Annotated in this window: 24 protein-coding genes and 1 tRNA gene; 14 read left to right on the top strand and 11 right to left on the bottom strand. The window is 29.2% G+C overall.

Annotated features, from left to right (window positions below; all coding sequences use genetic code 11):
• Window positions 1–64: 64 nt before the first annotated feature.
• The 5 genes from ftsW to L8U98_RS05905 form a co-directional block, all read right to left on the bottom strand.
• On the bottom strand, window positions 65–1228 hold the full coding sequence (gene ftsW / locus L8U98_RS05925) for a putative lipid II flippase FtsW (protein WP_263725240.1): 1164 nt from the start codon (window positions 1226–1228) through the stop codon (window positions 65–67).
• 70 nt (window positions 1229–1298) lie between these two features.
• Complete coding sequence (locus L8U98_RS05920) at window positions 1299–2105, bottom strand: adenylosuccinate lyase (protein ID WP_263725239.1); 807 nt, start codon at window positions 2103–2105, stop codon at window positions 1299–1301.
• Between the two features lie 18 nt (window positions 2106–2123).
• Window positions 2124–2843 carry an arginyltransferase gene (locus L8U98_RS05915; RefSeq protein ID WP_263663958.1) on the bottom strand — a complete coding sequence of 240 codons (720 nt, stop codon included), beginning with the start codon at window positions 2841–2843 and terminating at the stop codon, window positions 2124–2126.
• Complete coding sequence (locus L8U98_RS05910) at window positions 2843–3103, bottom strand: hypothetical protein (protein WP_012661304.1); 261 nt, start codon at window positions 3101–3103, stop codon at window positions 2843–2845. Before L8U98_RS05910 ends, L8U98_RS05915 begins: the two co-directional genes overlap by 1 nt.
• Window positions 3100–4542 carry an acetyl-CoA carboxylase subunit A gene (locus L8U98_RS05905; RefSeq protein WP_039668233.1) on the bottom strand — a complete coding sequence of 481 codons (1443 nt, stop codon included), beginning with the start codon at window positions 4540–4542 and terminating at the stop codon, window positions 3100–3102. The genes L8U98_RS05910 and L8U98_RS05905 overlap by 4 nt, the downstream gene beginning before the upstream one ends.
• A 120-nt stretch (window positions 4543–4662) precedes the next feature.
• Between L8U98_RS05905 and L8U98_RS05900 the strand changes: the two genes are divergently transcribed.
• Window positions 4663–4739, top strand: a tRNA-Arg gene (locus tag L8U98_RS05900).
• Window positions 4740–4745: 6 nt separating this feature from the next.
• Here the strand turns inward: L8U98_RS05900 and tgt are convergent.
• The 4 genes from tgt to folD all read right to left on the bottom strand — a co-directional run bounded on the left by tgt (window position 4746) and on the right by folD (window position 8977).
• Window positions 4746–5864: a tRNA guanosine(34) transglycosylase Tgt gene (gene tgt / locus L8U98_RS05895; RefSeq protein WP_263725238.1), complete on the bottom strand. Its 1119-nt coding sequence runs from the start codon at window positions 5862–5864 to the stop codon at window positions 4746–4748.
• 89 nt (window positions 5865–5953) lie between these two features.
• Entirely contained in the window at window positions 5954–7120 is a 1167-nt protein-coding gene (locus tag L8U98_RS05890; RefSeq protein ID WP_263663964.1) for a pyridoxal phosphate-dependent aminotransferase, read from the bottom strand.
• A gap of 163 nt (window positions 7121–7283) precedes the next feature.
• Window positions 7284–8132, bottom strand: a complete 849-nt coding sequence (gene lepB, locus L8U98_RS05885) for a signal peptidase I (protein ID WP_263682998.1) — start codon at window positions 8130–8132, stop codon at window positions 7284–7286.
• Window positions 8129–8977, bottom strand: coding sequence for a bifunctional methylenetetrahydrofolate dehydrogenase/methenyltetrahydrofolate cyclohydrolase FolD (folD, locus tag L8U98_RS05880; RefSeq protein WP_263725237.1), 849 nt, complete (start codon window positions 8975–8977; stop codon window positions 8129–8131). The genes lepB and folD overlap by 4 nt, the downstream gene beginning before the upstream one ends.
• Window positions 8978–9057: 80 nt before the next feature.
• Here folD and L8U98_RS05875 point away from each other — a divergent pair, with 80 nt between their 5' ends.
• The 7 genes from L8U98_RS05875 to L8U98_RS05845 are packed head-to-tail and all read left to right on the top strand — an operon-like array spanning window position 9058 to window position 14854.
• On the top strand, window positions 9058–9402 hold the full coding sequence (locus L8U98_RS05875; RefSeq protein WP_263663969.1) for a c-type cytochrome: 345 nt from the start codon (window positions 9058–9060) through the stop codon (window positions 9400–9402).
• Complete coding sequence (gene hemL, locus L8U98_RS05870; RefSeq protein WP_263725236.1) at window positions 9399–10676, top strand: glutamate-1-semialdehyde 2,1-aminomutase; 1278 nt, start codon at window positions 9399–9401, stop codon at window positions 10674–10676. Before L8U98_RS05875 ends, hemL begins: the two co-directional genes overlap by 4 nt.
• Window positions 10673–10951, top strand: a complete 279-nt coding sequence (locus tag L8U98_RS05865) for an AtpZ/AtpI family protein (protein WP_257906551.1) — start codon at window positions 10673–10675, stop codon at window positions 10949–10951. The genes hemL and L8U98_RS05865 overlap by 4 nt, the downstream gene beginning before the upstream one ends.
• Window positions 10935–11420, top strand: a complete 486-nt coding sequence (locus tag L8U98_RS05860; RefSeq protein WP_263737853.1) for a hypothetical protein — start codon at window positions 10935–10937, stop codon at window positions 11418–11420. Before L8U98_RS05865 ends, L8U98_RS05860 begins: the two co-directional genes overlap by 17 nt.
• Window positions 11417–12610, top strand: coding sequence for an MFS transporter (locus tag L8U98_RS05855; RefSeq protein ID WP_263725249.1), 1194 nt, complete (start codon window positions 11417–11419; stop codon window positions 12608–12610). Before L8U98_RS05860 ends, L8U98_RS05855 begins: the two co-directional genes overlap by 4 nt.
• Window positions 12600–14561: a flagellar hook-length control protein FliK gene (locus L8U98_RS05850; RefSeq protein WP_263725234.1), complete on the top strand. Its 1962-nt coding sequence runs from the start codon at window positions 12600–12602 to the stop codon at window positions 14559–14561. Before L8U98_RS05855 ends, L8U98_RS05850 begins: the two co-directional genes overlap by 11 nt.
• Window positions 14562–14563: 2 nt before the next feature.
• Window positions 14564–14854 (top strand): FlhB-like flagellar biosynthesis protein, encoded by a 291-nt coding sequence (locus L8U98_RS05845; RefSeq protein WP_039617937.1) that lies wholly within the window; start codon window positions 14564–14566, stop codon window positions 14852–14854.
• Here L8U98_RS05845 and L8U98_RS05840 read toward each other — a convergent pair.
• Complete coding sequence (locus L8U98_RS05840; RefSeq protein ID WP_263725233.1) at window positions 14829–15638, bottom strand: phosphatidylserine decarboxylase; 810 nt, start codon at window positions 15636–15638, stop codon at window positions 14829–14831. The two genes, L8U98_RS05845 and L8U98_RS05840, sit on opposite strands and share 26 nt — an antisense overlap.
• Entirely contained in the window at window positions 15639–16769 is a 1131-nt protein-coding gene (locus tag L8U98_RS05835) for a metallophosphoesterase (protein ID WP_263725232.1), read from the bottom strand. It lies immediately after the preceding gene.
• 71 nt (window positions 16770–16840) lie between these two features.
• On the opposite strand from L8U98_RS05835, the gene abc-f reads away from it, so the two are divergent.
• The 6 genes from abc-f to cmoB are packed head-to-tail and all read left to right on the top strand — an operon-like array spanning window position 16841 to window position 23014.
• Window positions 16841–18778, top strand: coding sequence for a ribosomal protection-like ABC-F family protein (gene abc-f, locus L8U98_RS05830; RefSeq protein WP_263725231.1), 1938 nt, complete (start codon window positions 16841–16843; stop codon window positions 18776–18778).
• Between the two features lie 53 nt (window positions 18779–18831).
• Window positions 18832–20019, top strand: coding sequence for a M48 family metallopeptidase (locus tag L8U98_RS05825; RefSeq protein WP_263725230.1), 1188 nt, complete (start codon window positions 18832–18834; stop codon window positions 20017–20019).
• On the top strand, window positions 20019–20819 hold the full coding sequence (locus L8U98_RS05820) for a HemK/PrmC family methyltransferase (RefSeq protein WP_263707079.1): 801 nt from the start codon (window positions 20019–20021) through the stop codon (window positions 20817–20819). Before L8U98_RS05825 ends, L8U98_RS05820 begins: the two co-directional genes overlap by 1 nt.
• A 30-nt stretch (window positions 20820–20849) precedes the next feature.
• Window positions 20850–21323, top strand: a complete 474-nt coding sequence (locus L8U98_RS05815; RefSeq protein WP_263725229.1) for a DUF4149 domain-containing protein — start codon at window positions 20850–20852, stop codon at window positions 21321–21323.
• Window positions 21324–21351: 28 nt separating this feature from the next.
• Window positions 21352–22101 (top strand): flagellin, encoded by a 750-nt coding sequence (locus L8U98_RS05810; RefSeq protein WP_263725228.1) that lies wholly within the window; start codon window positions 21352–21354, stop codon window positions 22099–22101.
• Between the two features lie 37 nt (window positions 22102–22138).
• Entirely contained in the window at window positions 22139–23014 is an 876-nt protein-coding gene (cmoB, locus tag L8U98_RS05805) for a tRNA 5-methoxyuridine(34)/uridine 5-oxyacetic acid(34) synthase CmoB (RefSeq protein WP_263725226.1), read from the top strand.
• Window positions 23015–23016 lie beyond the last annotated feature (2 nt).

Here is a 23016-nt window from a genome sequence, read left to right as displayed (position 1 = left end):
TGTAAAGACTTGATAGCAAATATTTTTTATTTAAGTTATTTTTTATATATTTTAATTAACAAATTTATATTTTTACCTTTTTGCTAATCATTAAAACATAGCCTATTCCAAGACAAATAGACCACATTGAACTACCTCCATAGCTCAAAAGTGGCACAGCAACACCTTTTAATGGAGTCAAGGAAATAATTCCAAAAGCATTCATAAAAAATGAAAATAATAAAAGCAAAGCTACACCCGAACAAAACAAAAAATGAACTTTATTTTCACAACGCCCTGCTATTCTAAAAATTCGAAGTATTACCATCAAATATATAAAACAAATAATACTTAATCCCAATAATCCTATCTCTTCAGTAATCCCTGATAAGACAAAGTCCGTATGGACCTCACTTAAAAATCCTAGTTTAAAAGTTCCAAGCCCTAAACCCTCTCCAAAAAATCCACCATGAGCTATAGCATTTAAACTATGTGAAATTTGATAAGGCTCTGAGTTGTGACTTACTCTTAAAACACTTGCTAACCAATCAGGAAAGAAAGGTAAAAACGCATCTTGGATATTTCCCCACCAAGCAGAAATACGCTGAATTCTTCTTTGATTACTTAAGATTACCAAAACCCCAATCATTCCAACAATAACCACGCCAAAAGCAAAAAGTCTTTTACTAGCTCCTGCAAAAAAAGCTAAAGCAAAAACCAAGAAAAAAGAAATAACGCTTTGCCCTAAATCATTTTGTGTCATATAAATATAACCAATAACAAAAGCAGCTAAAATAAAATAAGGAATTAAAATTAAAACTTCATGTTTGATTGCTTTTTTGCTATCATCAATTCTTCTTGTATAAGACCAAGCAAGGAAATAAATCAAACCTATTTTAAAAAATTCAACTGGAGAGATAGATAAAGGACCAAGCCTAATCCACCTTTTAGCACCACCTGCTGCAGTAGCAAGAAAGGTAGGCAGAAAAGGTAAAATAAGTATAAATAAAAAAGAGATGAGTAAAACGCTTATCATCAAATAATGCGCTATTTTACTATCAGGATTTAATCTTGAAACAAAATAAATAATAGCTATACCACTAAGCCCAAAAAAAAGCTGTCTGATAAAAAAGTGAAATTCATTATATTCTAAATAAAGAACAGTAAAAGCACTTAAAGAATATGAAAAAAGTATTCCTATAGTTATAAGAATGCAACTTAAAAAAAATAACTTTCTATCAGCAACCAATGTTATTCCCTAAATTTTTATAAAAAATTAATTTTAATAAATTGCAACTTAAAATGATGTTATTTTAGCATCAAGTATTATTTTTATATAAAGATTTTAAGCTCTCATAAGCAAGCTGAATTTTCTCAAATTCTTCACGGCAATAAGCTTGTTCGATCTTACTTTTACCTTGATGGCGATCAGGATGATAAATTTTAACCAAATTAAGATAATTTTGTCTAATAGTAGCAAAATCATCACTAGAATTACATCCTAGTGTTTGAAAATAATTTTCAAAAAGCTTTGCCAGAGCATTAAATTTCCAATTAGTACTAGCTTTGTTTTTCATTTTATTTCTAAATTCTAAAAGCTGAGTTTCATTAATCGTAAAATCAACACAATATTTCAAATGCTCATTTACACTAGCTAAAATTTCTAAAAGATTTAAAGTATTATCATCTTTGTATTCTACTGAAAAAATATAATTTTTTTCATCATACAAGCTTTTATGATCTTTAAAATACTGCTCTAAATACACAGCAAATAATTTTTCATTCGAACTTAGTGTGATTAAAATATTCTTTTGTGCAAAGCCTATTTTAGCAAAGATTACAGGCTTTAAAGTATTTGCTTGAGCAAGATTTAATTTAAAGGTTTTATAATGTGCAAAAGCAAGATTATCAATTTGATTTCCAGTGTTTTTTTTATATTTGTGATTAACAAGTTTTAAAAAATATCTTCTTTGAGGAATTTCATTTTCTACAAAAAAAGACAAGGTTTTATTTTTATTACCTATAACTTTGGAAAAATTTTTATGGATAAGATCTTGAAAATATTTAAACATTAAAAAATCATCAGTATTAACACTAACTGATTCTAAAGTTTGCACTACTTGCATAAAATCCTCTCTATAAACCTAACTCCACAAAAATGCTTGCTCATTTAAAGCACTAGTGTGTTTTAAAATTTCATTTGGACTATAATCGGCTTTATATGCTAAAGATTGACACCCTTTTACAAAATATCCCAAATAAATATATTTTAATTTTTTTAATTGTGCAAGTTTAATTTCTGTTAAAAGTGAGTATTTACCAAGACTTAGATGGGAAAAATCTGGATCATAAAAACAATATATACTAGAAATTCCATCTTCTAAAATATCAATCAAATCAACACAAACTAACTTATTGTCTATATAAAAATCAAGCTCATATCCAAAAGTACCTGCATTATCTACATAAAGATTGTAATATTTTCTAAAATTTAAATCATAAATTTTCCAATTTCTCTTATCTTTTTGATAATGATGATATTTTTCATAAAGTAATAAATGCTCATCACTTAAAGAAGGTTTTTGTAAGATTATTTTAGTGGCTGTATTTTTTTTCAAAACCCTGCGATAACTTTTGCTAAAATGAAAATTTTCTACTAAAATACGTAAATTTTGACACTCATTGCAATCATTACATATTGGTCTTGAAAAATACGAACCAAAGCGACGCCAACCTCTTGAAACTAGTTCTTGATTTTGTGTTTTTGTGATAAAAGATATATAATTATACTCATTTCTACAGTATCTATTTTCAAGATAAGGACATTCTTCTTCTAAAGTACAAAAACCAATAATATTATTCATTAGATCTTTTTAATATCACTATTTTTTACAAATTCCATAAATTCATTAGCCAAACGCTCTTCTTTTAAAAACATATCTTCAAATTCTTGCTCTTGTTTTTTATCTTCATTCTGTTTAGCTAAATCTTTTTGTATAGCATCTAAGTCAGTATTTTTCATACTAACTCCACTTTTACTCGCTTTAACCTTTTCTTTTTTTGTTTGACCTTGTTCTTTTTGGAGTGCTTTTTTTATATCTTTTAATTCATCTAAAAAACTCATGATTGTCTACTTTCTTTTATCTTTTGTAAAGTCGCAGCTATAGCAGCAATTACTTCTTCTTTGTTTTCTTGGTGTCTATCTTCTGTTTTTTCTAAAAGCTCTTCCATATGTGTTTCTATAAAAGAAGTATCAAAATACCCTCTTCTAAATTCTCTTATTTTGGTAATTGCAATCAAAAATGGCACAGTTGTTCTAATATCATCAATCACAAATTCTTTCAAAGCCCTCTCGAGTCTATTAACCGCACTATCATAACTTGAACCTTTAACGATTAATTTTGCAAGCAAAGAATCATAATAAGGTGGCACGGTATAGTCTTTATATAAATGACTATCTACTCTCACAGATGGCCCTAAAGCTGGAAAATATTCTGTGATTTTACCCGGACTTGGAATGAAATTTTTCCATACATTTTCTGCTGTAATCCTAGCTTCTATCGCAAAGCCTCTTGGTTTTATATCACTTTGTTCAAGATCTAAAATTTCCCCATTTGCTATACGAATTTGTCTTGTGATAAGATCAATTCCTGTGATTTCTTCTGTGATTGGGTGTTCTACTTGAATTCTTGTATTCATTTCCATAAAATAAAATCTATTATAATCATCAAGTAAAAACTCAACCGTCCCAACATTGGTATAACCCACAGCTTTTGCAGCAGCTACTGCGGTAACTCCTATGGTTTTTCTTAGTTTTTCTGAGATACTTGGACAAGGTGCTATTTCAATGATTTTTTGATGTCTTCTTTGTATTGAGCAATCTCTTTCACAAAGATGAATGATATTACCATAATTATCTGCTAAAATTTGAAACTCAATATGCCTTGGATTAATAACATATTTTTCCATAAAAACTTCATCATTTTTAAAAAAGCTTAATGCCTCTCTCTTACAAGCTTCAAAAGATTTTTCTAAATCTTCTTCTTTATGTACTACGCGTATACCTCTACCACCACCGCCACCACTGGCTTTTAAAATCACTGGATAACCTATTTTTAAAGCTTGAAGTTTGATTTCTTCTAATGTACAATGATTTAATTTTTCAGTACCTGGAACCACAGGAATTCCATTTTTTTTCATTAAATATCTTGCTATATTTTTATTTCCCATTTTACGGATAACATCTGATTTTGGCCCTATAAAGATAATCCCTGCTTCTTCACATTCTTTAGCAAACTCATAATTTTCACTTAAAAAGCCATATCCAGGATGTATAGCATCAGCCCCGCAAGCTTTAGCAATTTCAACTATTCTTTTACCATCTAAATATCCTCTTATGGCATCAGTTCCTATTCTATATGCTTCATCAGCAACTTTTACATGCAAACACTCATGATCAGGTTCAGTATAAACAGCAACGCTTTTTATATGTAAATCCCTACAAGCACGGATTACCCTTACTGCAATCTCACCCCTATTAGCTATTAAAATCTTATGTATCATTACTTTGCCTTAAGCTAAAATATTATTCAAAGAAGATTAGCATAAAAATATAAAAATTCTATAAAATTACTTATTTTTGCTAATTTTAAGAATTTTTTGATAAAATTACTCTTTTATTTTGCGCCCATAGCTCAGCTGGATAGAGCATTTGATTGCGGTTCAAAAGGTCAGAGGTTCGAATCCTCTTGGGCGTACCACTTTATTTACATTCTTTGTCTATAAAATTCCTTTCTAAAATTTTCAAATTCATCTTTGATAATAGCTTCACGCATTTGCTTTACCAAATTTAGATAATAATGTAAATTATGAATACTTGCAAGTCTAAAAAAAGTTAATTCTTTAGCTTTAAATAAATGATTCAAATAAGCCCTTGAAAAGTTTTTACATGTATAGCAAGAACATTTGCTGTCTATAGGAGCATGATCAGTGATAAATTCTGCTTTTTTGATATTAAATTTTCCAAAGCTAGTAAATAAAGTTCCATTTCTTGCATTTCTTGTTGGCATCACACAATCAAACATATCAACACCTCTTGCTACATTTTCTACTAAATCTTCAGGTGTGCCAACTCCCATTAAATATCTAGGACGATTATTATCTACATAAGGCATCATAGCTTCAACCGTATCATACATAGCCTCATTTTCTTCTCCTACGCTTAATCCACCTATAGCAAGTCCATCAAAGTCCATCTCACAAAGTGCTTGAGAACAAATTTTTCTAGCTTCAAAATCCGTTCCACCTTGGATAATACCAAAGATATTTTGCCCTATTCCTACACCTTGGTTTTGCTTTAATTTATGATAATCAATAGCTTCTTTTGCCCATTTTATAGTACGTTTTAAAGAAAGCTCTATCCTTTCTTTACTTGCAGGCAAAGCCACTAAATCATCTAAAATCATCATAATGTCTGAGTTAAAATCATACTGAGCATCCAAAACACTTTGCGGGGTAAAATAATGCAAACTTCCATCAATATGACTTTTAAATTGAATTCCTTTTTCATCAGGTTTGGAATTTTTACTTAAAGAAAAAGCTTGAAAGCCTCCACTATCTGTTAAAAAAGATCCATTAAACTTACTAAAACCATGCAAGCCACCCATTTGTTTAATCACCTTAGATCCTGGTCTTAAATACAAATGATAAGTATTTGCTAAAATGATTTTTGCGTTTAAAATTTCACTCATATCAACAGCATCTAAACTTTTAATCGCAGCCAAAGTTCCAACTGGCATAAAGATGGGAGTTAAAATTTCACTATGTGTAGTTTTTATACGACAAGCTCTAGCATTTGCACTTTTATATTGAACTTCAAATTCCATTGATTTTCCTATATTTTTTGCATAATCATACCAAAGACTTGCTTATAAGTTTTTTTGAAAGAAAGCCTGTTTTTAACAGGCTTAAAAAATTAGTAGTTTTTTACAAATTCAACGATTTTTTCACAACCTTCAATGATATCTTTTTCATTAGTTGCATAAGAAAGTCTAAAATACCCTTCCATACCAAAACCTATGCCTGGCACCAAAGCTACTTTTTGCTCTTCTAGCAGTCTTTTACAAAATCTCATAGAATCACTATCAACTTCCTTGCAAGAGATAAATAAATAAAAAGCTCCTTGCGGAATTTGTTCTAATTTTAACTTATCGCTTTTAGCTAAAATTTCACACGCTAATTCTCTACGCTTTAAAAAGGCTTGTCTCATCATTTCAATATCACGATCTGCTTTTCCAAGCAAGGCTGGTAAAGCTGCATGCTGAATGATTGAGCAGATATTTGAAGTGCTTTGTCCTTGTAATTTTTTAACAGCATTATTAAACTCACTCATTTTGCTTGCCATATAACCAAAACGCCATCCTGGCATAGCACCGCATTTACTAAGACCGTTAATACTTACAGTTCTATTTAAAGCATCTTCGCTCACTTGTGCAAAAGCACAAAATTCTCCATCATAAACTAATTTTTCATAAATTTCATCACTTAAAACTACGATTTTAGTTCCCTCTAAAACCTTAGCTAAAGCAGTAATTTCTTCTTTAGAATATATAGCACCTGTAGGATTTGATGGGGAATTAAACATCAAAACCTTTGTTTTTGGAGTAATAGCTTGTTTTAATTGCTCAGGAGTGATTTTAAAGCCATTTTTTGCTTCACCTTCTATAAATACAGGAGTTGCGCCTGCAAATTTCACCATTTCAGGATAACTTACCCAATAAGGACTTGGTATGATAACCTCATCACCTTCTTCAACCAAACACTCAATTGCCATAAACAAAGAATGTTTAGCACCAACATTGGTAATGATTTCGCTTGCTTTATATTCTAAATTATTATCATTTTTAAATTTATATTGTATAGCCTCTATAACTTCTTTTATACCCACAACTGGCGTATAAGCTCCACAACCTTTTTCAATGGCTTCAATTGCTGCTTTTTTAATGATTTCTGGAGTATCAAAATCAGGTTCACCCGCTGAAAAACTAATAACTTTTTCACCATTTGCTTTTAAAGTTTTGGCTATATCAGTCATTACTAAAGTTAAGGATTCTCCTAAATTTTGAGATCTTTGACTTAGCATTTTTTATCCTTTATTTTTTGCTTTGATTTTTATTTGTGTTAATTGTTACAACTTGGAGCTTAAAAAAATCTACGAATAAAATTAAGAGTGTATATTTTTATAAATTTGTGTAGAAACTATACATTTTCTACACATAAAAATTTTACATTGTTTCTTTGAGTAATTATTCCAAAGCTTCTATATCGCTTTCATTATGATGGATAAAACGCTCATCTTTTTCTATAGTTTCAACCAAACGCCCTACTCTTTCCCATCTAACTTTTTTATTTTCATCCCATGAAAAATAAATAAACCAAGGTTGACCAACTATGTATTTATAATCTACACTCCCCCAAAATCTACTATCACTAGAGTGATCACGATTATCACCCATCATAAAATACTCATTTTCAGGCACTTTATAATAATAAGCATTAAAACCATAAATATTATTAGCACCTAATTCATCAAAAGAAGCAGGCTTCATAGCAAATTGACCTAAATTTAAATAGCGAAAAAACACACTTTCTATATCCACTCTAGAATCATAATGTATTCCTTTTTCTACAAAAGGTTCTTTTACAAAAAGCCTTCCGCCTATGATTTTTGTTTTATTAGGATAATAATCTTTCATATATTCATCACCCTCAACCATACGCACATATAAGGTTTTATTTGCAAAAACAACCTCATCTCCGCCCTTAGCCACACATCTTTTTACATAGTGGATTTTTGGCTCATGTGGATATCTAAATACTACAATATCTCCTCTTTTAGGACCCTCAGCACTTACTAAATGTCCATTTTTATTAAAATCAGGTAAAACAGGCACTTCTATCCAAGGAATATGCGGGGTTGGAATACCATAAGAAAATTTTTTTACAAATAAAAAATCCCCCACTAATAAAGTATTTTTCATAGAACCACTTGGTATGGTAAAAGCTTGTATAAAGAAAAATATAATCAATAAAACAACTATTAAAGTTCCTGTCCAAGATTGTGTGAATTTATAGATTTTTTTGAAAAAATTCATTTTTTAATCCTATTTTTAGCTGATTTTATAGTATTTTCTAAAAGCATTGCTATAGTCATAGGCCCTACCCCACCTGGCACAGGAGTGATATAACTAGCTTTTTTACTTACATTTTCAAAATCAACATCACCCACTATTTTCCCATCAACCCTATTAATCCCCACATCAACTACTACCACATCCTCTTTAACCATATCTTCTTTTAAAAGATTTGGACAACCTGCTGCTACGATGATAATATCAGCATTTTTTGTATAAGCTTTTAAATCTTTTGTATAAATATGACAAATACTCACACTAGCATTAGCATTTAATAAAAGTGTAGCCATGGGACGACCTACTATATTAGAAGCTCCTATTACAGCTACATCAGCACCTTGTAATTTTATATCATAATGCTCTAAAATTTTCATAACACCCAAAGGTGTACATGGCAAAAAACCACCTTTTAAATTTAAATTTAAATTCCCGACATTAAAAGGATGAAAACCATCTACATCTTTATTAAAATTAATACTTTCTAGGATGATATCTTTATTAATATGTGCTGGTAATGGAAGCTGAACTAAAATTCCATCAACACTATCATCATGATTTAAAGTATTAATCAAAGCCAAAAGTTCATTTTGAGTTGTGTTTACATCAAGCCTATAAACCAAAGACTTAATCCCACATTGCTCACAAGCCTTTGCTTTAGAGCCCACATAAGTAGCACTAGCAGGATCTTCACCTACTAAAATCACGGCCAAACAAGGCTCTATACTTTGGGTTTTAAGTTCTAATACTTCTTGTTTTAGATTATTTTTTATCTCATCACTTAGCTTTTTACCATCTAAAAGTGTCATTTCTTTCCTTAAATTTATAGCTTTCTTTAACTTAAAAAATTGTATCATAATAAAACTTCTTTTTTTGTTAAAGGTGATAAATGAAAATTATTTTATTTTTGTTTTTTATAGTTTATGGTATTTGGGCTGAAGATTTTATCTCACCTAAAGAATACCAAGAATCCCTTTACAAAAATCCAAGAGGCATAAGTTGTGCTAAATGTCATGGTGATGGAGGTCAACAAATACTAGGATATTATACTAAAAATGGAGAAAAAATTCCTTTTATAGTGCCAAGTATTAAAAACACTCCTTATACACGTTTTAGAGAAATTCTAAGTCAACCTCAAGAGGCAAAAAGCATTATGCCAACTTACTCATTAACAGAAGATGAGATGAAATCGCTTTATGATTATATTACTAACAACAAAAGGAGTAAAAAATGAAAAATAATAAAAAGGCCTTTGAAGAAGCTTGTGAATATATAGCAGGTGGGGTTGATTCTCCTGTGCGTGCTTTTGCAAGTGTAGGTAGTAATCCTTTATTTATCAAACAAGGAAAAGGTGCTTATATTAGCGATATAGAAGATAATACTTATATAGATTATGTACAAAGCTGGGGACCTTTGCTTTTTGGACATTGTGATGAGGATATTGAAAAAGCTTGTAAAAAAGCTTTAGAACATGGTTCAAGCTTTGGCGCACCAACCCTAGCTGAAACTAAATTAGCTAAATTTATCCTAAAAGATTGGCCGCATTTAGACAAAATACGCTTTGTAAGTAGTGGCACAGAAGCTACTATGAGTGCTATTCGTCTTGCAAGAGGATTTAGCAAAAAAGATAAAATCATCAAATTTGAAGGGTGTTATCATGGGCATTCTGATTCTTTACTAGTAAGTGCTGGAAGTGGTGCAGCTACTTTTAACACCCCAAGTTCTTTAGGTGTTTTAACCGATGTAGCTAAAAATACTCTAGTAGCTATTTATAATGACATTGATAGTGTTAAAAACTTAATCAATAACGATGATAATATAGCTTGTATCATTATAGAGCCAATTGCAGGAAACATGGGCTTAGTACCTGCTAAAATAGAATTTTTACAAGAGCTAAGAAAACTATGTGATGAGCATCAAATTCTTTTAATTTTTGATGAAGTTATGAGTGGTTTTAGAGCTTCATACCTAGGCTCTTTTGGAATTAATAATATAAAAGCTGATATAGTAACTTTTGGTAAGGTTATAGGCGGAGGTATGCCTGCGGCTGCTTTTGCTGCAAGAGCTGAAATTATGGATTTATTAAGTCCTTTGGGCGGGGTATATCAAGCAGGAACACTAAGTGGCAATCCTCTTGCTATGGCTGCAGGTTATGCGAGCTTAAAAAAAGCAAGAAATTATGAAGGTTTATATGAAAAATTAGAAAAACTAGGCAAAAGACTTACTCAAGGCTTTAAAGAAGCTGCAAATGATTGTAAAATTCCTTTGCAAGTTAATTGCGTTGGTTCTATGTTTGGATTTTTCTTTTGTGAAAACCCTGTTAATAATTATCAAGATGCTTTAAAATCAGATACTAAATTATTTGCTAAATTTCATGCACAAATGCTAAGCAAAGGCGTGTATTTGGCACCATCTCAATTTGAAACAGGTTTTATATGTGAATGTATGGATAAAAAAATCATTGATAAAACTATACAAGCAGCACAAGAAAGTTTTAAAACCCTATGAATAAAAGACAAAAAATCATTCGTAAAGGTATAGAAGCTGCAGATGGATTAAGCCTTGGTATATCCATGGTTGTAGCTGTTTTAATCGGGGTTGGTATAGGCTATTTTTTAAAAAATTTAACCGGTATATCTTGGCTTTTTTGGGTAGGAGTGTTTATAGGAGTAGCTGCGGCGATTTTAAATGTTTACAAAGCTTACAAAGCACAAGTAAAAAGCTATGAGGAATTTAAAGAAGAAAATCGCTATAAAGATTTAAAAAATGATCCTAAAGCCTAAAATTTTACTAAAACTCTTGCTAGGATTAAATTTACTTTTCTTAGCAGGAGTTTTTTTCTATAAAGGAATAAGCTTTGAATTATTCATCAGTTTTGAATTTGGATTTTTAGCTCAAAATTTGATCATTTTATTTTCTTTTTTAAATTACAAAAATTTTATTTATAAGGCTGCTAAAAATTATGATTTTACGCAAAGACCCTTGCAAATTTTTGCTAAAAAACAATATTCTTTGCCAAAAATTATAAAATTTATCCATATAGATGACGATTTAAAACCAAAATTTAAAAGTATTTTTAAAAACGCATTAGCTTTTTTTTCTTTGTTTAAAATTTTTGCTTATGTGTTTTTAATAGCAGGATTTTTATTTTTAGAGTTTCAAGGCTTAATGAGTATTTTTGCCTTGTTTTGTGCAATGTTTGTCACACCCATAGCGGTATTAATATATAATTTTTTAATAAGAAAATGTTGAGCTCAAAGAGAACGATTAGATCATTAACTGCATTGTTTTTTGGTATGATTTTTGTTTTTATAGGAAGTGCTTTAACGGTAAATTCTATAGCAATTATTTTAAAACATAACGATGTTAGTAATTTTTATATAGGGATAATAGGAAGTTGTTATTTTCTTGGTGCTATGGTAAGCACTATTAGTGCTCATAGGATAGTCTCTAAAGTAGGACATATAAGATCTTTTGGAATTTTTGCCATCATTTTTGGTATAGCCACTATGCTTCATAGTTTAAATTCTAATCTTTATTTTTGGATGGTTTTGAGATTTTTGCTTGGTTTTTGCTACTATGCACTTTTAATGGTCATAGAATCATGGCTTAATGAAAAAGCAAAAAATGCTATTCGCTCAAGAGTAATAGCCTTTTATGAAGTAGTATTTTATTCATCATCAGGCTTTGGAATTTTACTTATGTCATTTGACTTCCCAAGTAATACAGTATTTATTTTAAGCGCTAGTTTTATTATGTTTGCTTCTATTCCTTTATTTTTAATCCGTATTAAAGAGCCGGTTTTACCACAAAAAACCAAAATTTCCATCCCTAAAGTTTTTGACATAGTGCCTTTAGCTTTAGTGACAAGCTTTATAGCAGGTATGCTTTTAAATGGATTTTTCTCTATGGCTTCTTTATTTATACTCATACAAGGATTTGGCGCAAAAGAAGCTTCGATTTTTATATTTTGTACCATGTTAGGAGGATTTATATCTCAACTTTTCATCGGAACCCTTTCTGATAAAATTAGTCGTAAATTTGCTATTATTTTATGCGCTTTTACAGCTTTAAGTGCTATGCTTTGTATTTTATTATTAAGCTTTAATATTTATTTAAAATACTTTTTTGGCTTTTTACTAGGTATGGGAATGTGTTGTTTATATGCTCTTTCTTTAGCTAGAGCAAATGATATGCTTGATGATTCTAGCAAAAGAGTTGAGCTAGGTAGAGCCGTTCTTTTTACTTATTCTTTTGGTGCTTTATTTGCGCCTGCTGTGCTTGGAACTTTGATGTATTATTTTGAAGGCAATGGTTTTATGTATTTTTACATCGTTTTATTAACTGTTTTAATTGCCTTTGCTATAGATAAACCAAAATTTAAAAATCTAACCAAATTTAAAAGAAAACCAGGTAATATGGTAATGCTAGATGATAACTAATATTTCTAACAATCAAAATCAATTTGCAAAAAACGAAACAAGTAAAGACAACAAAAGCGAGAAATCAGACAAAAAAACCTCACTTAATGATGCTTTAAAAAATCCTTTATTTTCTAAAAATAATCCTGAAGTCAAATTACCTAAAGATTATGTAAGCAAAATCGATCAAAAATTACAAGAATTATTAAATAAACTTTTAGATCAAATCAAAACCAACAAAGATCCTGATTTAGCAGTATTAAAAAATCACAAAGATTTAAATTTTGCACCTAATTTTGCTAATGAAGTTAAAAAACTTCAAGCAGAGCTTTCTAAAAATCCTGAATTTGAAAAACTACTTAAAGTTTTAGAAGATCTAGTTAAACCCGCTAAAGATATCAACAATAAAAATCTTTCATCTTTGGTAAAAAATTCAGGTGTATTTTTAGAAGCAAAACTCAATCATTCTTTAAAAGAGCAAAATTTACCACAAAGCTTTTTTAATCTTTTAAACACCATAAAAGGAGCTACTAGTGAAAGTCTAAAACGCGATATAAGTAATTTAGATCTTAAAAATCTTGATACCACAAGTACCTTAAAAGAACTTATTCATATCTTACAAAATCACAAAAAAGATAATAAAATTTCTTTGGAAAATACAAACTACAAGACACTTTTTAAGCTATTTGATAAAATAGAAAATTTTAAAAACTATATCAATAAAAACCCAAACTCTATTAGCCAAGAAAAGCTACAAAATATTGCTAATAATTTCATTAAAAATCTTAATAAAAATTTAGCACTTATCAACAAAGAATTAGCCAAACCTGAAAATATAAAAATTCAAAATACACATATATTAAAAGAGCTTAGTCAAAGCATTAAAGATCTTATAACACTTTTAAAAGACATAAAAAATCATAAAAACAAAACTGAAATAACACAAGAAAATTTAAATAAAACTCCACATACTAAAGACATCAAAGAAGAGTTAAAAGAGGAAATAAAAACTCCGCAAAAAAACACAGAGGACAAAAAAGAAACTCAACAAAAACAAGAAAGCATGACAAAAGATAAAGAAATTCAAAACACAAAAGAAGAAAAAACGCCACAAAAAAATACTGAAGAACCAAGCAAAAATGATAACAAAAGTCAAAATTTACAAACAAATAATACTAAATTAGAAGATATATTTAAAAGCACTTCGGGCAAAATTTTACTAGAAGATATTTTCAAACAAAATGTAAGTAAAAATCTTAATTTTAGTCAAAATTTACAAGAAGAGCTTTTAAATAATCTAAACAAAGAACTAGGTTTAATAGGAAGAAAACTCAATGAGGTTTTAAAGGCTTTAGATCCTAAAAATTATGAAGCAAAAAATTCTTTAGATGATATAAAAAACATAGAAAAAAAATTAGAACTTTCTATAAAAGATCTTGGAAAAATTACTCCAAAAGATAGCACAGAAATTTCTTCAGAATTACAAAAAGATATCAAATCCACTCTTTTGCAAGTTTCTAATCTGGCTAAAAATTTAGACAATGAAAGCATACTAAATCAAGCAAATCGTCTTATAGCTCAACTTGAGTTTAATCAGCTTTTATCTTTAGCTAATAATAGCATTCATACTTTTTTACCTTTCTTTTGGGATGATTTAGAAAAATCTAATGTAGTTTTCAAACGCGGTAAAAAAGATAAATTTTATGCACAAATTAATCTTGAATTTGAAAAATTAGGAAAAATCAATGTATTTCTATCTCTAAGCAATGATAAATACATCGATATAAATATGATGATAGAAAATGCTAATTTTAGAAAAAAACTTTACGAAAGAGCACATGAGCTAAAAAAAGCCTTAGTTAAAGTAGGACTTCTAAGCTCTAATTTTTTCATCAGTGATATAGTTAAAAGCAAATTTCACAATCAAGAAGAATACAATGACTTTAATATGGGTTTTGATACAAGGGCTTAAAAATGGCTAAAAAAACAAAAAAAGCCGTTGCGCTAGGCTATAACAAAGAAGATCAAAATGCACCAAAAATTCTAGCTAATGCTAAGGGTGAAAACGCCGCTAAAATCATCTCTTTAGCTAAAGAAAATGGCATACCCATAAAAGAAGACAAAGACTTAGTAGAAGTTCTTAGTAAGCTTGATCTAGGCGATGAAATCCCACCTAATATGTATAAAGCAGTGGCTGAAATTTTTGCCTTTTTATATAAAGTTGCCAATGAAGATGAGACTAAGCAAAATCCGCAATCTTCTTAGAAAATTCAACTTGCTCATAAGCGTTTTTACTAAATTTTAAAAACCCTTTTTGGGCAATTAAAACTATAGTTGAACCTAGCTCAAAATTTCCAAGCCTTTGACCTTTTTTTGCAAAAAGCCCATCATAAGTATGAGTAAAATCAAAATTTGCGGCATTAGTTTGTATGCTAGCATCAAAGCTAAAATGCATTTTACCAACATTTAGCGCACCCACAAATACCATCCAAAGTATAAATTTTCCCTCCACTAAGCACTTTAAAACTACTCTTTCATTTTTAGTATAAAGGTTTATAATCTTAGCTAACTTTGCCTCACTCACGCTAAATAAAGCCCCACTCATATAAGTAGCACTTAAAATTTGCATATTACAAGGTGCGTGATAATGATGATAATCTTTTGGAGATAGATAAATATTTGCATAATCTATGCCATTTTCTAACTCTTCTTTGCTAGCTGAGTTTTTTAAAAGCTCTTCTATGCTATAACTTGAACCTTTAATGCTAAAGGCTAAATTTTCTTTTAAATCATTTTGAAAACTACTTCCAAGTTCTAAGATTTTACCATCACTTGGACTTACAAAGCCATCTTCTAATTCTCGCTCATTTAACAAAGTTCTTGTAAATAAAGCATTTAAGCTCTCATATTCTTCTAAAGGTTTAAATTCACTCATATTGATATTAAAAGCATTCACATAAGCTTTATTAATGTTTTTTTGTATGATTTTTGGAAATTTATATTTTGCTATGATTCCAAATATTTTTGAAGCACTATTACTAAATCCCACTCATTCTCCTTTTAATCTAATCAAAGCTATCTCACTAGGAGCTAAAAATCTCACAGCAGGCCCCCAAAATCCAGCCCCACTGCTTACATAAAGCAAACTATCTTTGCTTAATTTATAAAGCCCATACACAAAGCCTTGCTCTAAATATACTAACAAAGAAAAAGGGAAAATTTGTCCTGCGTGTGTATGTCCTGATAAAATCAAATCAAACCCACTCACATCATAAGTTTTTACATATTTTGGCTGATGCGTGATTAAAATATTAACTTTTTCTTGATTGATTTGAGTTTTAATTTTTTCTATATTGCTTTCTTTAAAACCCAAACGTTTAGCAGCCAAATCCAAAGTCCCACTTAAAGTAAAATCTCCAAAATCAATACTTTCATCTTCTAAAACTTTGAAATTTTTAAGCGTTTTAAGCTTTTTGCTTATTGCATTTATATCATTATAATACTCATGATTTCCATAAACAAAATAAGTACCATATTTTGATTTAAAATTTTCTAATAGATCAATATAAGACATACTAGCAATATCTGCATCGATTAAATCCCCAGCTATGATGATTATATCAACATTTAAAGCATTAACCTCATCAATTAAGGTTTTTAAAAAATCTTCACCTAAATTTTTCCCTAAATGCACATCAGAAAGCAAAGCTATGTTTAAATCTTCTTTTAAATTTTTAATTTTAATATCTACCTCATTAACCTTAGGTGTGCTGATAGCATTTACAAAGCCTTTAAACACCATACTAACACTAAGTATAATAAGCCAAGAATCAAAAATTAATTTCAAAAACTTTCTTCTTTGAAGGCTAAAAATTTGCTCTTTTTTATTTTCGTTAAAGAAAATCCAAGAACCAATTTCAAAAACCACTCCAAAAAGCAAGAAAAAGCAAGTAATAGTAGGAAAAATAGCTAAAATATAATAAAGCTTTTCATGCAAAAAATCCCCGCGCATATTTACAAAAAAGATTAATTCACATGCAAAAACCATTAAAACAAGAGCTAATACAAACTTCTTATAAGGTTTTAAAAAATCAACCTTACTTAAAAATCTTTTATAAATATACCAATTTGCCAAAGCAAAAAATAAAACTAATAAAGTAAAAAAAACAAACACTCTCATAGCGTAATTTTATTTAAGCAAAATTAATACTTTTTAAAGTAAAATCGCAAAAAAACATTTGGGAAAGAAATTTGGCTTTAATAGATTTAATCGATGCAAATAAGAAATTTAATACAAAAATAGTTTTAGAAAATGCAAATTTTAGTGCAAATTTAGGAGAAAAAATCGCCATTATAGGCAAAAATGGCGAAGGAAAATCAAGTTTTTTAAAAGCCCTTATGGGAACTTTAAAACTAGATAGCGGTAGAGTGATTAAACAAAATAACGTTAGCATAGGTATGCTAAGCCAACAAGTAAGCTTTGAAAGCACCTTAAGCGTGAGTGAGGCTATCAAAAAAGAACTTGAAGAAATTTATCAAGCCTTAAAAGAATTTGAAAACTATAATGAAAAACTAGCTCTTGATCCTGAAAATAAAGAATATTTAAAGAAAGTAGATGAATTAAGTTTATTTATAGATTCAAAAGATGCATGGAATTTAGACCAAAAAATACAAAGAATACTAGAAGAGTTTAAACTATTAGAGTATAAAGACAGAGCACTTTGCTCTTTAAGCGGAGGAGAGATAAGACGTGTAGGACTTTGCACGCTTTTGCTGAAAAATCCTGATATATTATTGCTTGATGAGCCAACTAATCATCTAGATGTATATATGAGTAGCTTTTTAGAAGAAAGATTGAAAGCTTCTAAAATGTGTGTTATTTTCATCTCTCATGATAGATATTTTATCGATGCAATAGCTCAAAAATGTGTAGAAATAGAAGCAGGAAAATTAAGCGTTTTTGAAGGCGGATACACACAATATCTAGAAAAAAAAGCAGCTATTTTAGCTTCCTTAGCTAAAAGTCATGAAACCTTACTTAAGCAATTAAAAAGTGAAGAAGAATGGTTAAGAAGAGGAGTTAAAGCTAGACTTAAACGTAATGAAGGGCGTAAAGAACGCATTTTTAAAATGCGTGAAGAAGCCAAGAAAAACCCAGGAGCTATCAAACGCTTACAACTTGAGATTAAAAGAGCAAGTAAAAATTTCAACCAAACCCAAAGTCAAAATCGTAAAAAAATGCTTTTTGAACTTAAAAATATCTCAAAATCTATCGCTAACAAGACACTTTTTAAGGACTTTAATGCACGAATTTTACAAGGTGAACGCATAGCCATAGTAGGTAAAAATGGCTGTGGGAAATCTACTTTTTTAAAGATTTTACTTGATCAAATTCCACTTGATAGCGGGGAAATTAAAAGAGGTGAAGTTAAGATAGGATATTTTGATCAAAGTAGGAGCTTACTCAATACCGATAAAAAACTTTTAGAAATTTTTTGCCCAAATGGTGGTGATCATATTCAAGTGCGTGGTAAAAATATGCATGTTTATGGGTATTTAAAACAATTTTTATTTCCAAAAGAATTTTTAGAACAAAGCGTGAGTGTGCTAAGCGGGGGCGAGAAAAACAGAGTTGCCCTAGCCTTGCTTTTTACTAAAGAATATGATGTATTAATCTTAGATGAACCAACAAATGATTTAGACATAGCTACGATTAATATCTTAGAAGAATACTTACTTTCTTTTGAAGGTGCGATTTTGCTTGTCTCGCATGATAGATATTTTGTTGATAAAATAGCAACTAAACTTTATGCTTTTGAAGATAATGCAAATATTAATATAGAAGTTCTTTCTTATAGTGAATATTTAGAAAATGAAAAAGAATACAAAGACTTTGAAGAATTTTCTAAAAGTTTAGAAACAAACACCACCGCAAGCGTAAAAACAAAAGAAAAATCGAGTAAAAAACTAAGCTATAAAGAAAATGAAATTTTAAACTCATATCCTGATAAAATTCATAAATTAGAAGAAGAAATCAAAGAAATAAAAAATGCTCTAAGTAATCCTACAATCTATCAAGAGCTAGGTATAAACACCCTTTATGAAAAGCTAAATTCCTTAGAAAGTAAACTTAGTATTTTAGAAGAAGCTTATTTTGAGGTTTTAGAAAAAAGTGAAAGTGCTGATTAACTTTATATATTTTAAATAAGATAAAATTACTCAAATTTATTTAAGGAAAAACTATGACTTTGATAACTATTTTATGTATTTATACGGCCTTTTTGGTTTTTATATCTTATATGCAAATTTCTTTTTTAAAAAAAGAAAGAGAAAAGCAAGCAATTATTTTAAATGAGCATGATTATAAAAATGCTGCAAATATCGCTATAGAAAATGAAAAATACAAAATCTTTTCTAATCTTTATAATCTGATAATTAATATTTCTTGGATTGGCTTTGGCTTTTTGTATTTAAAAGAAATTTTTATAAAAGAAAATTCTACCTTGGAAAATACTTTATTTTTACTTGCATTTTTATTTATTATTAGTATTTTAAATTTACCACTTAGTTATTATGAAAGCTTTGTAAAAGACAAAAAACACGGATTTTCAAATATGACTTTAGTACTTTTTATTAAAGATAGTATCAAATCTTTAGCCCTAATGCTTATTTTTGGCTTTTTAATTATCTATGCTTTAGTATTTTGCTTTGAATTTTTTAACACATACTGGTGGATCGTTGCTTTTGCTTTAAGCTTTATAATCATACTTATTATAAATCTCATCTACCCTACACTTATTGCACCTATGTTTAATAAAATGAAAAAACTCGAAGATGAAAATTTATTAGAAAAAATCACCAATTTAATGCAAAAATGTGGCTTTAGTGCAAATGGTGTTTATGTTATTGATGCAAGTAAAAGGGATAAAAGATTAAATGCTTATTTTGGCGGTTTATTTAAAAGCAAAAGAGTGGTGCTTTTTGATACACTTTTAAATGCTTTAAAAGAAAAAGAACTCATTGCTGTTTTAGGTCATGAGCTAGGACATTTTGTGCATAAAGATTTACTAAAAATGTTATTTTCTAGTGCTTTGATGCTTTTTGCTTTATTTTTTATCTTTGCACATTTACCAAGCTTTTTTTATATTGAAAGTCATTTAGATGGAGTAAATGCTGGAGTTTTTGCGCTTTTATTGATTTTTGGAAATATTTTTACTTTTATTATCTCCCCGCTACTTAATAAAATGAGTCAAAAAAATGAATTTAATGCTGACTTACATGGAGCAAAACTAAGTTCTAAAGAAGATATGAAAAATGCCCTCATAGCCTTAGCAAAAGAAAATAAAGCCTTTGTTAAAACAAGTAAAATTTATACCTTCTTTCATCTAAGCCATCCTTGTATTTACGATAGAATCAAAGCTTTGCAATGATTTCAATCAAACAGGCCTTAAAGCAAGCTTACGCAAAAGATCCTACTCACAAAGAATATATACTTTTTATTCTTTGTGAGCTTTTACAAAAAGATAAGGCTTGGATTTTTTTAAATCCTGAATTTCAAATCGATGAAAAAGTTTTTTTAGAATACGTAGATAAATTTTTAAATGGCGAGCCTTTTGAGTATTTATTTCAAAAAACACAGTTTTATGGTTTAGATTTTTTTATTGAAAAAGGGGTTTTAATACCGCGTTTTGATAGTGAAATATTACTTGAAAGATGCTTAGAAATTTTAGATCATAACTCTTTTAAAAATATACTTGAAATTGGCTTTGGGAGTGGAATTTTAAGCATCTCTCTAGCAAAATTAAAGCAAATTTTTATACAAGCTTGCGATATCAATCCAAAAGCATTGGAACTTGCTAAAAAAAATGCAGATTTTCATAATGTTTCAAATTTAATTGATTTTCAACTTTGTGATTTTAAAAATATGCAAGGAAATTTTGACTTTATTTTTTCTAATCCACCTTATATTAAAAATGACTATCCTTTAGATAAATGGGTGCAAAATGAACCGCATAATGCTTTATTTGGCGGGGATAAAGGTTGGGAAATTTTACACGAAATTATCCTTTTTGCCAAAAATCATAACACAAAAGTCTTAGCATGTGAATTTGGTTATGATCAAAAAGCAATTTTAAATAAAATTTTAGAAGAAAATGATTTTAAAGCTACTTTTTATCAAGATTATAATGGATTTGATAGAGCCTTTGTTGCGTGGAATTTAAAAAATTAGACTATAATTATCTTTTTATAGGAGAAAATAATGAAATCAATATATTTATTTTTACTAGCAAGTTTAATTGGGATTGAAATTAGCATAGGCGTACTTTTAGCTCCGACTATATTTTATCCTGCTAAATTCATAGGCGAAGGAGTTTTAACTCATTTTCAAAGTGGACTTTTAATGACACACATTTTTGTACAATTTGGTTATGTTTTACTAGGTGTGAGTGTTTTATCTGTTTTAATGGAAATTTTCTCATTTAAGGATAAAAATTTAACTTTTAAAATAAATTTTTCAAAATTCATGCTTTCTTTAATCATTTTGGCACTAAGTTTGCTTTTTGTATTTTACTTCACTGCTTATGTTTTAGAAGCACAAAGCTTAGGAGAAGAAGCAACTAAGACTCAAGAATTTATAAAAATTCATGGTGCAAGTGAAGTTGTGATGAAAATTATCATGTTATCACAAGTAATTTTATTTTTTTTAAATTTTAAAACAAAAAAAATGATATAATAAAATAAGTCTTTAAAAGGAGTCAAAGATGAAAATAGGCGATATAGGGACAACTCAACAAAACCATTACTTAAATCAAGCGCAAAAAAGCCAAGAAAAAGCTTTAGAAAATATAGCCGCAATGCGTGCTATAGATGGGAGCGATGGGGCAAATTTAGCCATAGCTGATTCTTTAAGAAGTCAGTATAGCACCATAGATCAAGGCATTTTAAATGCTTATGATTCAGTAGGTGTTTTGCAAATTGCAGACTCAGCGCTAAATAATATCTCAGCTACTGCAGATAGACTTAATGAGCTTTCTGTACGCTCAAATAGTGTTGCATTAAATGATAGACAAAAAAGCATGCTAAATGCTGAAGCAAATAAGCTCATCAGCTCGATCAATGATGCATTTTCAAACGCGACTTTTAATGGAAAAAATGTTTTCCAAAGTATGGATTTTGTTGTTGGATCTGGGGTTGAAAGTATCAATTTAAATCAACCAAGCACGGCAAACTTAAGCCTTGAAAACCAAGATGGAATTCGCGATTTTCAAGATCAAGTAGGTTCTTTACGCGCAGATATTGGTGCTGGGATTAATGCTATCCATTCTAATATCAACTCATCTTTGCAAACTAGCATTAACACTAAAGAAGCTGAAAGTAAATTGCAAAATAATGACTTAGCGCAAAATATCAATGATTTTAATGCAAATTACCTAAAAGAAAATGCATTTTTATTTGCAAATGCTCACTCAAATGTAATGCTACAAACTAAACTAGCAAGCCTACTTCAATAATAAAACTCCCAAATAAGGGAGTTTTTTAAGGAAAAATATGCAAGATAATGCTTTGTTAAAGCAAGTTTTAAAACATCCTTTATATGAAAAAATTCAAAAACTTAGTACAAAAGTTAAAAACTCAAATTATCTAATAAACGAAAGTTTTGATATTTTTTGTGATAAACGCTTAGATAATGAGATTAAAGACATTGCCTTAGAATTAAAACCTTGGCGCAAAGGACCTTTTAAAATCAATGATTTGTTCATAGATACAGAGTGGCAAAGTTTTATTAAATTTAACATATTAAAGCCTTATATGCAAGAAATCAAAGGCAAAGTGGTTGCAGATATTGGTTGTAATAATGGTTATTATATGTTTAAAATGCTTGAATTTAATCCTTCAAAACTCATAGGTTTTGATCCTTCTATTAAGTATTATTTGCAATTTTTACTTTTAAACTCTATTGCAAAAACTCCTATACAATATGAGCTTTTAGGCGTGGCTGATGTACCAAATTATGGCATAAAATTTGATGTAATTTTTTGTCTTGGCGTAATTTATCATCGCAGTGATCCTATAGCCATGCTAAAACAACTCAAGCAATCTTTAAATAAAGATGGTGTAGTCTTTTTAGATACTATGTACATAGAAGATGAAAGAGAAATTGCACTTATCCCTCAAAAAACTTATTCAAAAATATCAAATATTTTTTTTATTCCGTCGATATTGGGTTTAAGAAATTGGTGTTATAGAGCTGGATTTAGTGAATTTGAAGTTATAGCAACTAAACAAACTGATTTTGAAGAACAAAGAAAAACGCAATGGATTGATTCTTATTCTTTAGATCAATTTTTAGACGAAAATGACTCAAATTTAACTTGTGAAGGCTATGAAGCACCAAAAAGAGTTTATGTTAAATTAAAGGTGTAAAA

The sequence above is a fragment of the Campylobacter sp. RKI_CA19_01128 genome (genome assembly GCF_025771175.1).
Classification (GTDB): domain Bacteria; phylum Campylobacterota; class Campylobacteria; order Campylobacterales; family Campylobacteraceae; genus Campylobacter_D.
The sequence above is the reverse complement of the archived record's forward strand: the minus strand, read 5'-3'. Positions and strand labels throughout refer to the sequence as shown.

Excerpts from the sequence above, each read along its gene's own strand:
- L8U98_RS05915 (WP_263663958.1), bottom strand. The coding sequence starts at position 2,843 with ATGAATAATATTATTGGTTTTTGTACTTTAGAAGAAGAATGTCCTTAT.
- L8U98_RS05910 (WP_012661304.1), bottom strand. The coding sequence starts at position 3,103 with ATGAGTTTTTTAGATGAATTAAAAGATATAAAAAAAGCACTCCAAAAA.
- L8U98_RS05905 (WP_039668233.1), bottom strand. The coding sequence starts at position 4,542 with ATGATACATAAGATTTTAATAGCTAATAGGGGTGAGATTGCAGTAAGG.
- L8U98_RS05920 (WP_263725239.1), bottom strand. The coding sequence starts at position 2,105 with ATGCAAGTAGTGCAAACTTTAGAATCAGTTAGTGTTAATACTGATGAT.
- folD (WP_263725237.1), bottom strand. The coding sequence starts at position 8,977 with ATGACACTTTTAGATGGTAAAAAGCTAAGTGATGAGATAAAAAATAAT.
- hemL (WP_263725236.1), top strand. The coding sequence starts at position 9,399 with ATGAAAAATAATAAAAAGGCCTTTGAAGAAGCTTGTGAATATATAGCA.
- L8U98_RS05815 (WP_263725229.1), top strand. The coding sequence starts at position 20,850 with ATGAAATCAATATATTTATTTTTACTAGCAAGTTTAATTGGGATTGAA.
- L8U98_RS05845 (WP_039617937.1), top strand. The coding sequence starts at position 14,564 with ATGGCTAAAAAAACAAAAAAAGCCGTTGCGCTAGGCTATAACAAAGAA.
- L8U98_RS05810 (WP_263725228.1), top strand. The coding sequence starts at position 21,352 with ATGAAAATAGGCGATATAGGGACAACTCAACAAAACCATTACTTAAAT.
- L8U98_RS05865 (WP_257906551.1), top strand. The coding sequence starts at position 10,673 with ATGAATAAAAGACAAAAAATCATTCGTAAAGGTATAGAAGCTGCAGAT.
- L8U98_RS05860 (WP_263737853.1), top strand. The coding sequence starts at position 10,935 with ATGATCCTAAAGCCTAAAATTTTACTAAAACTCTTGCTAGGATTAAAT.
- L8U98_RS05825 (WP_263725230.1), top strand. The coding sequence starts at position 18,832 with ATGACTTTGATAACTATTTTATGTATTTATACGGCCTTTTTGGTTTTT.
- L8U98_RS05835 (WP_263725232.1), bottom strand. The coding sequence starts at position 16,769 with ATGAGAGTGTTTGTTTTTTTTACTTTATTAGTTTTATTTTTTGCTTTG.
- L8U98_RS05850 (WP_263725234.1), top strand. The coding sequence starts at position 12,600 with ATGATAACTAATATTTCTAACAATCAAAATCAATTTGCAAAAAACGAA.
- L8U98_RS05875 (WP_263663969.1), top strand. The coding sequence starts at position 9,058 with ATGAAAATTATTTTATTTTTGTTTTTTATAGTTTATGGTATTTGGGCT.
- L8U98_RS05890 (WP_263663964.1), bottom strand. The coding sequence starts at position 7,120 with ATGCTAAGTCAAAGATCTCAAAATTTAGGAGAATCCTTAACTTTAGTA.
- lepB (WP_263682998.1), bottom strand. The coding sequence starts at position 8,132 with ATGAATTTTTTCAAAAAAATCTATAAATTCACACAATCTTGGACAGGA.
- cmoB (WP_263725226.1), top strand. The coding sequence starts at position 22,139 with ATGCAAGATAATGCTTTGTTAAAGCAAGTTTTAAAACATCCTTTATAT.
- tgt (WP_263725238.1), bottom strand. The coding sequence starts at position 5,864 with ATGGAATTTGAAGTTCAATATAAAAGTGCAAATGCTAGAGCTTGTCGT.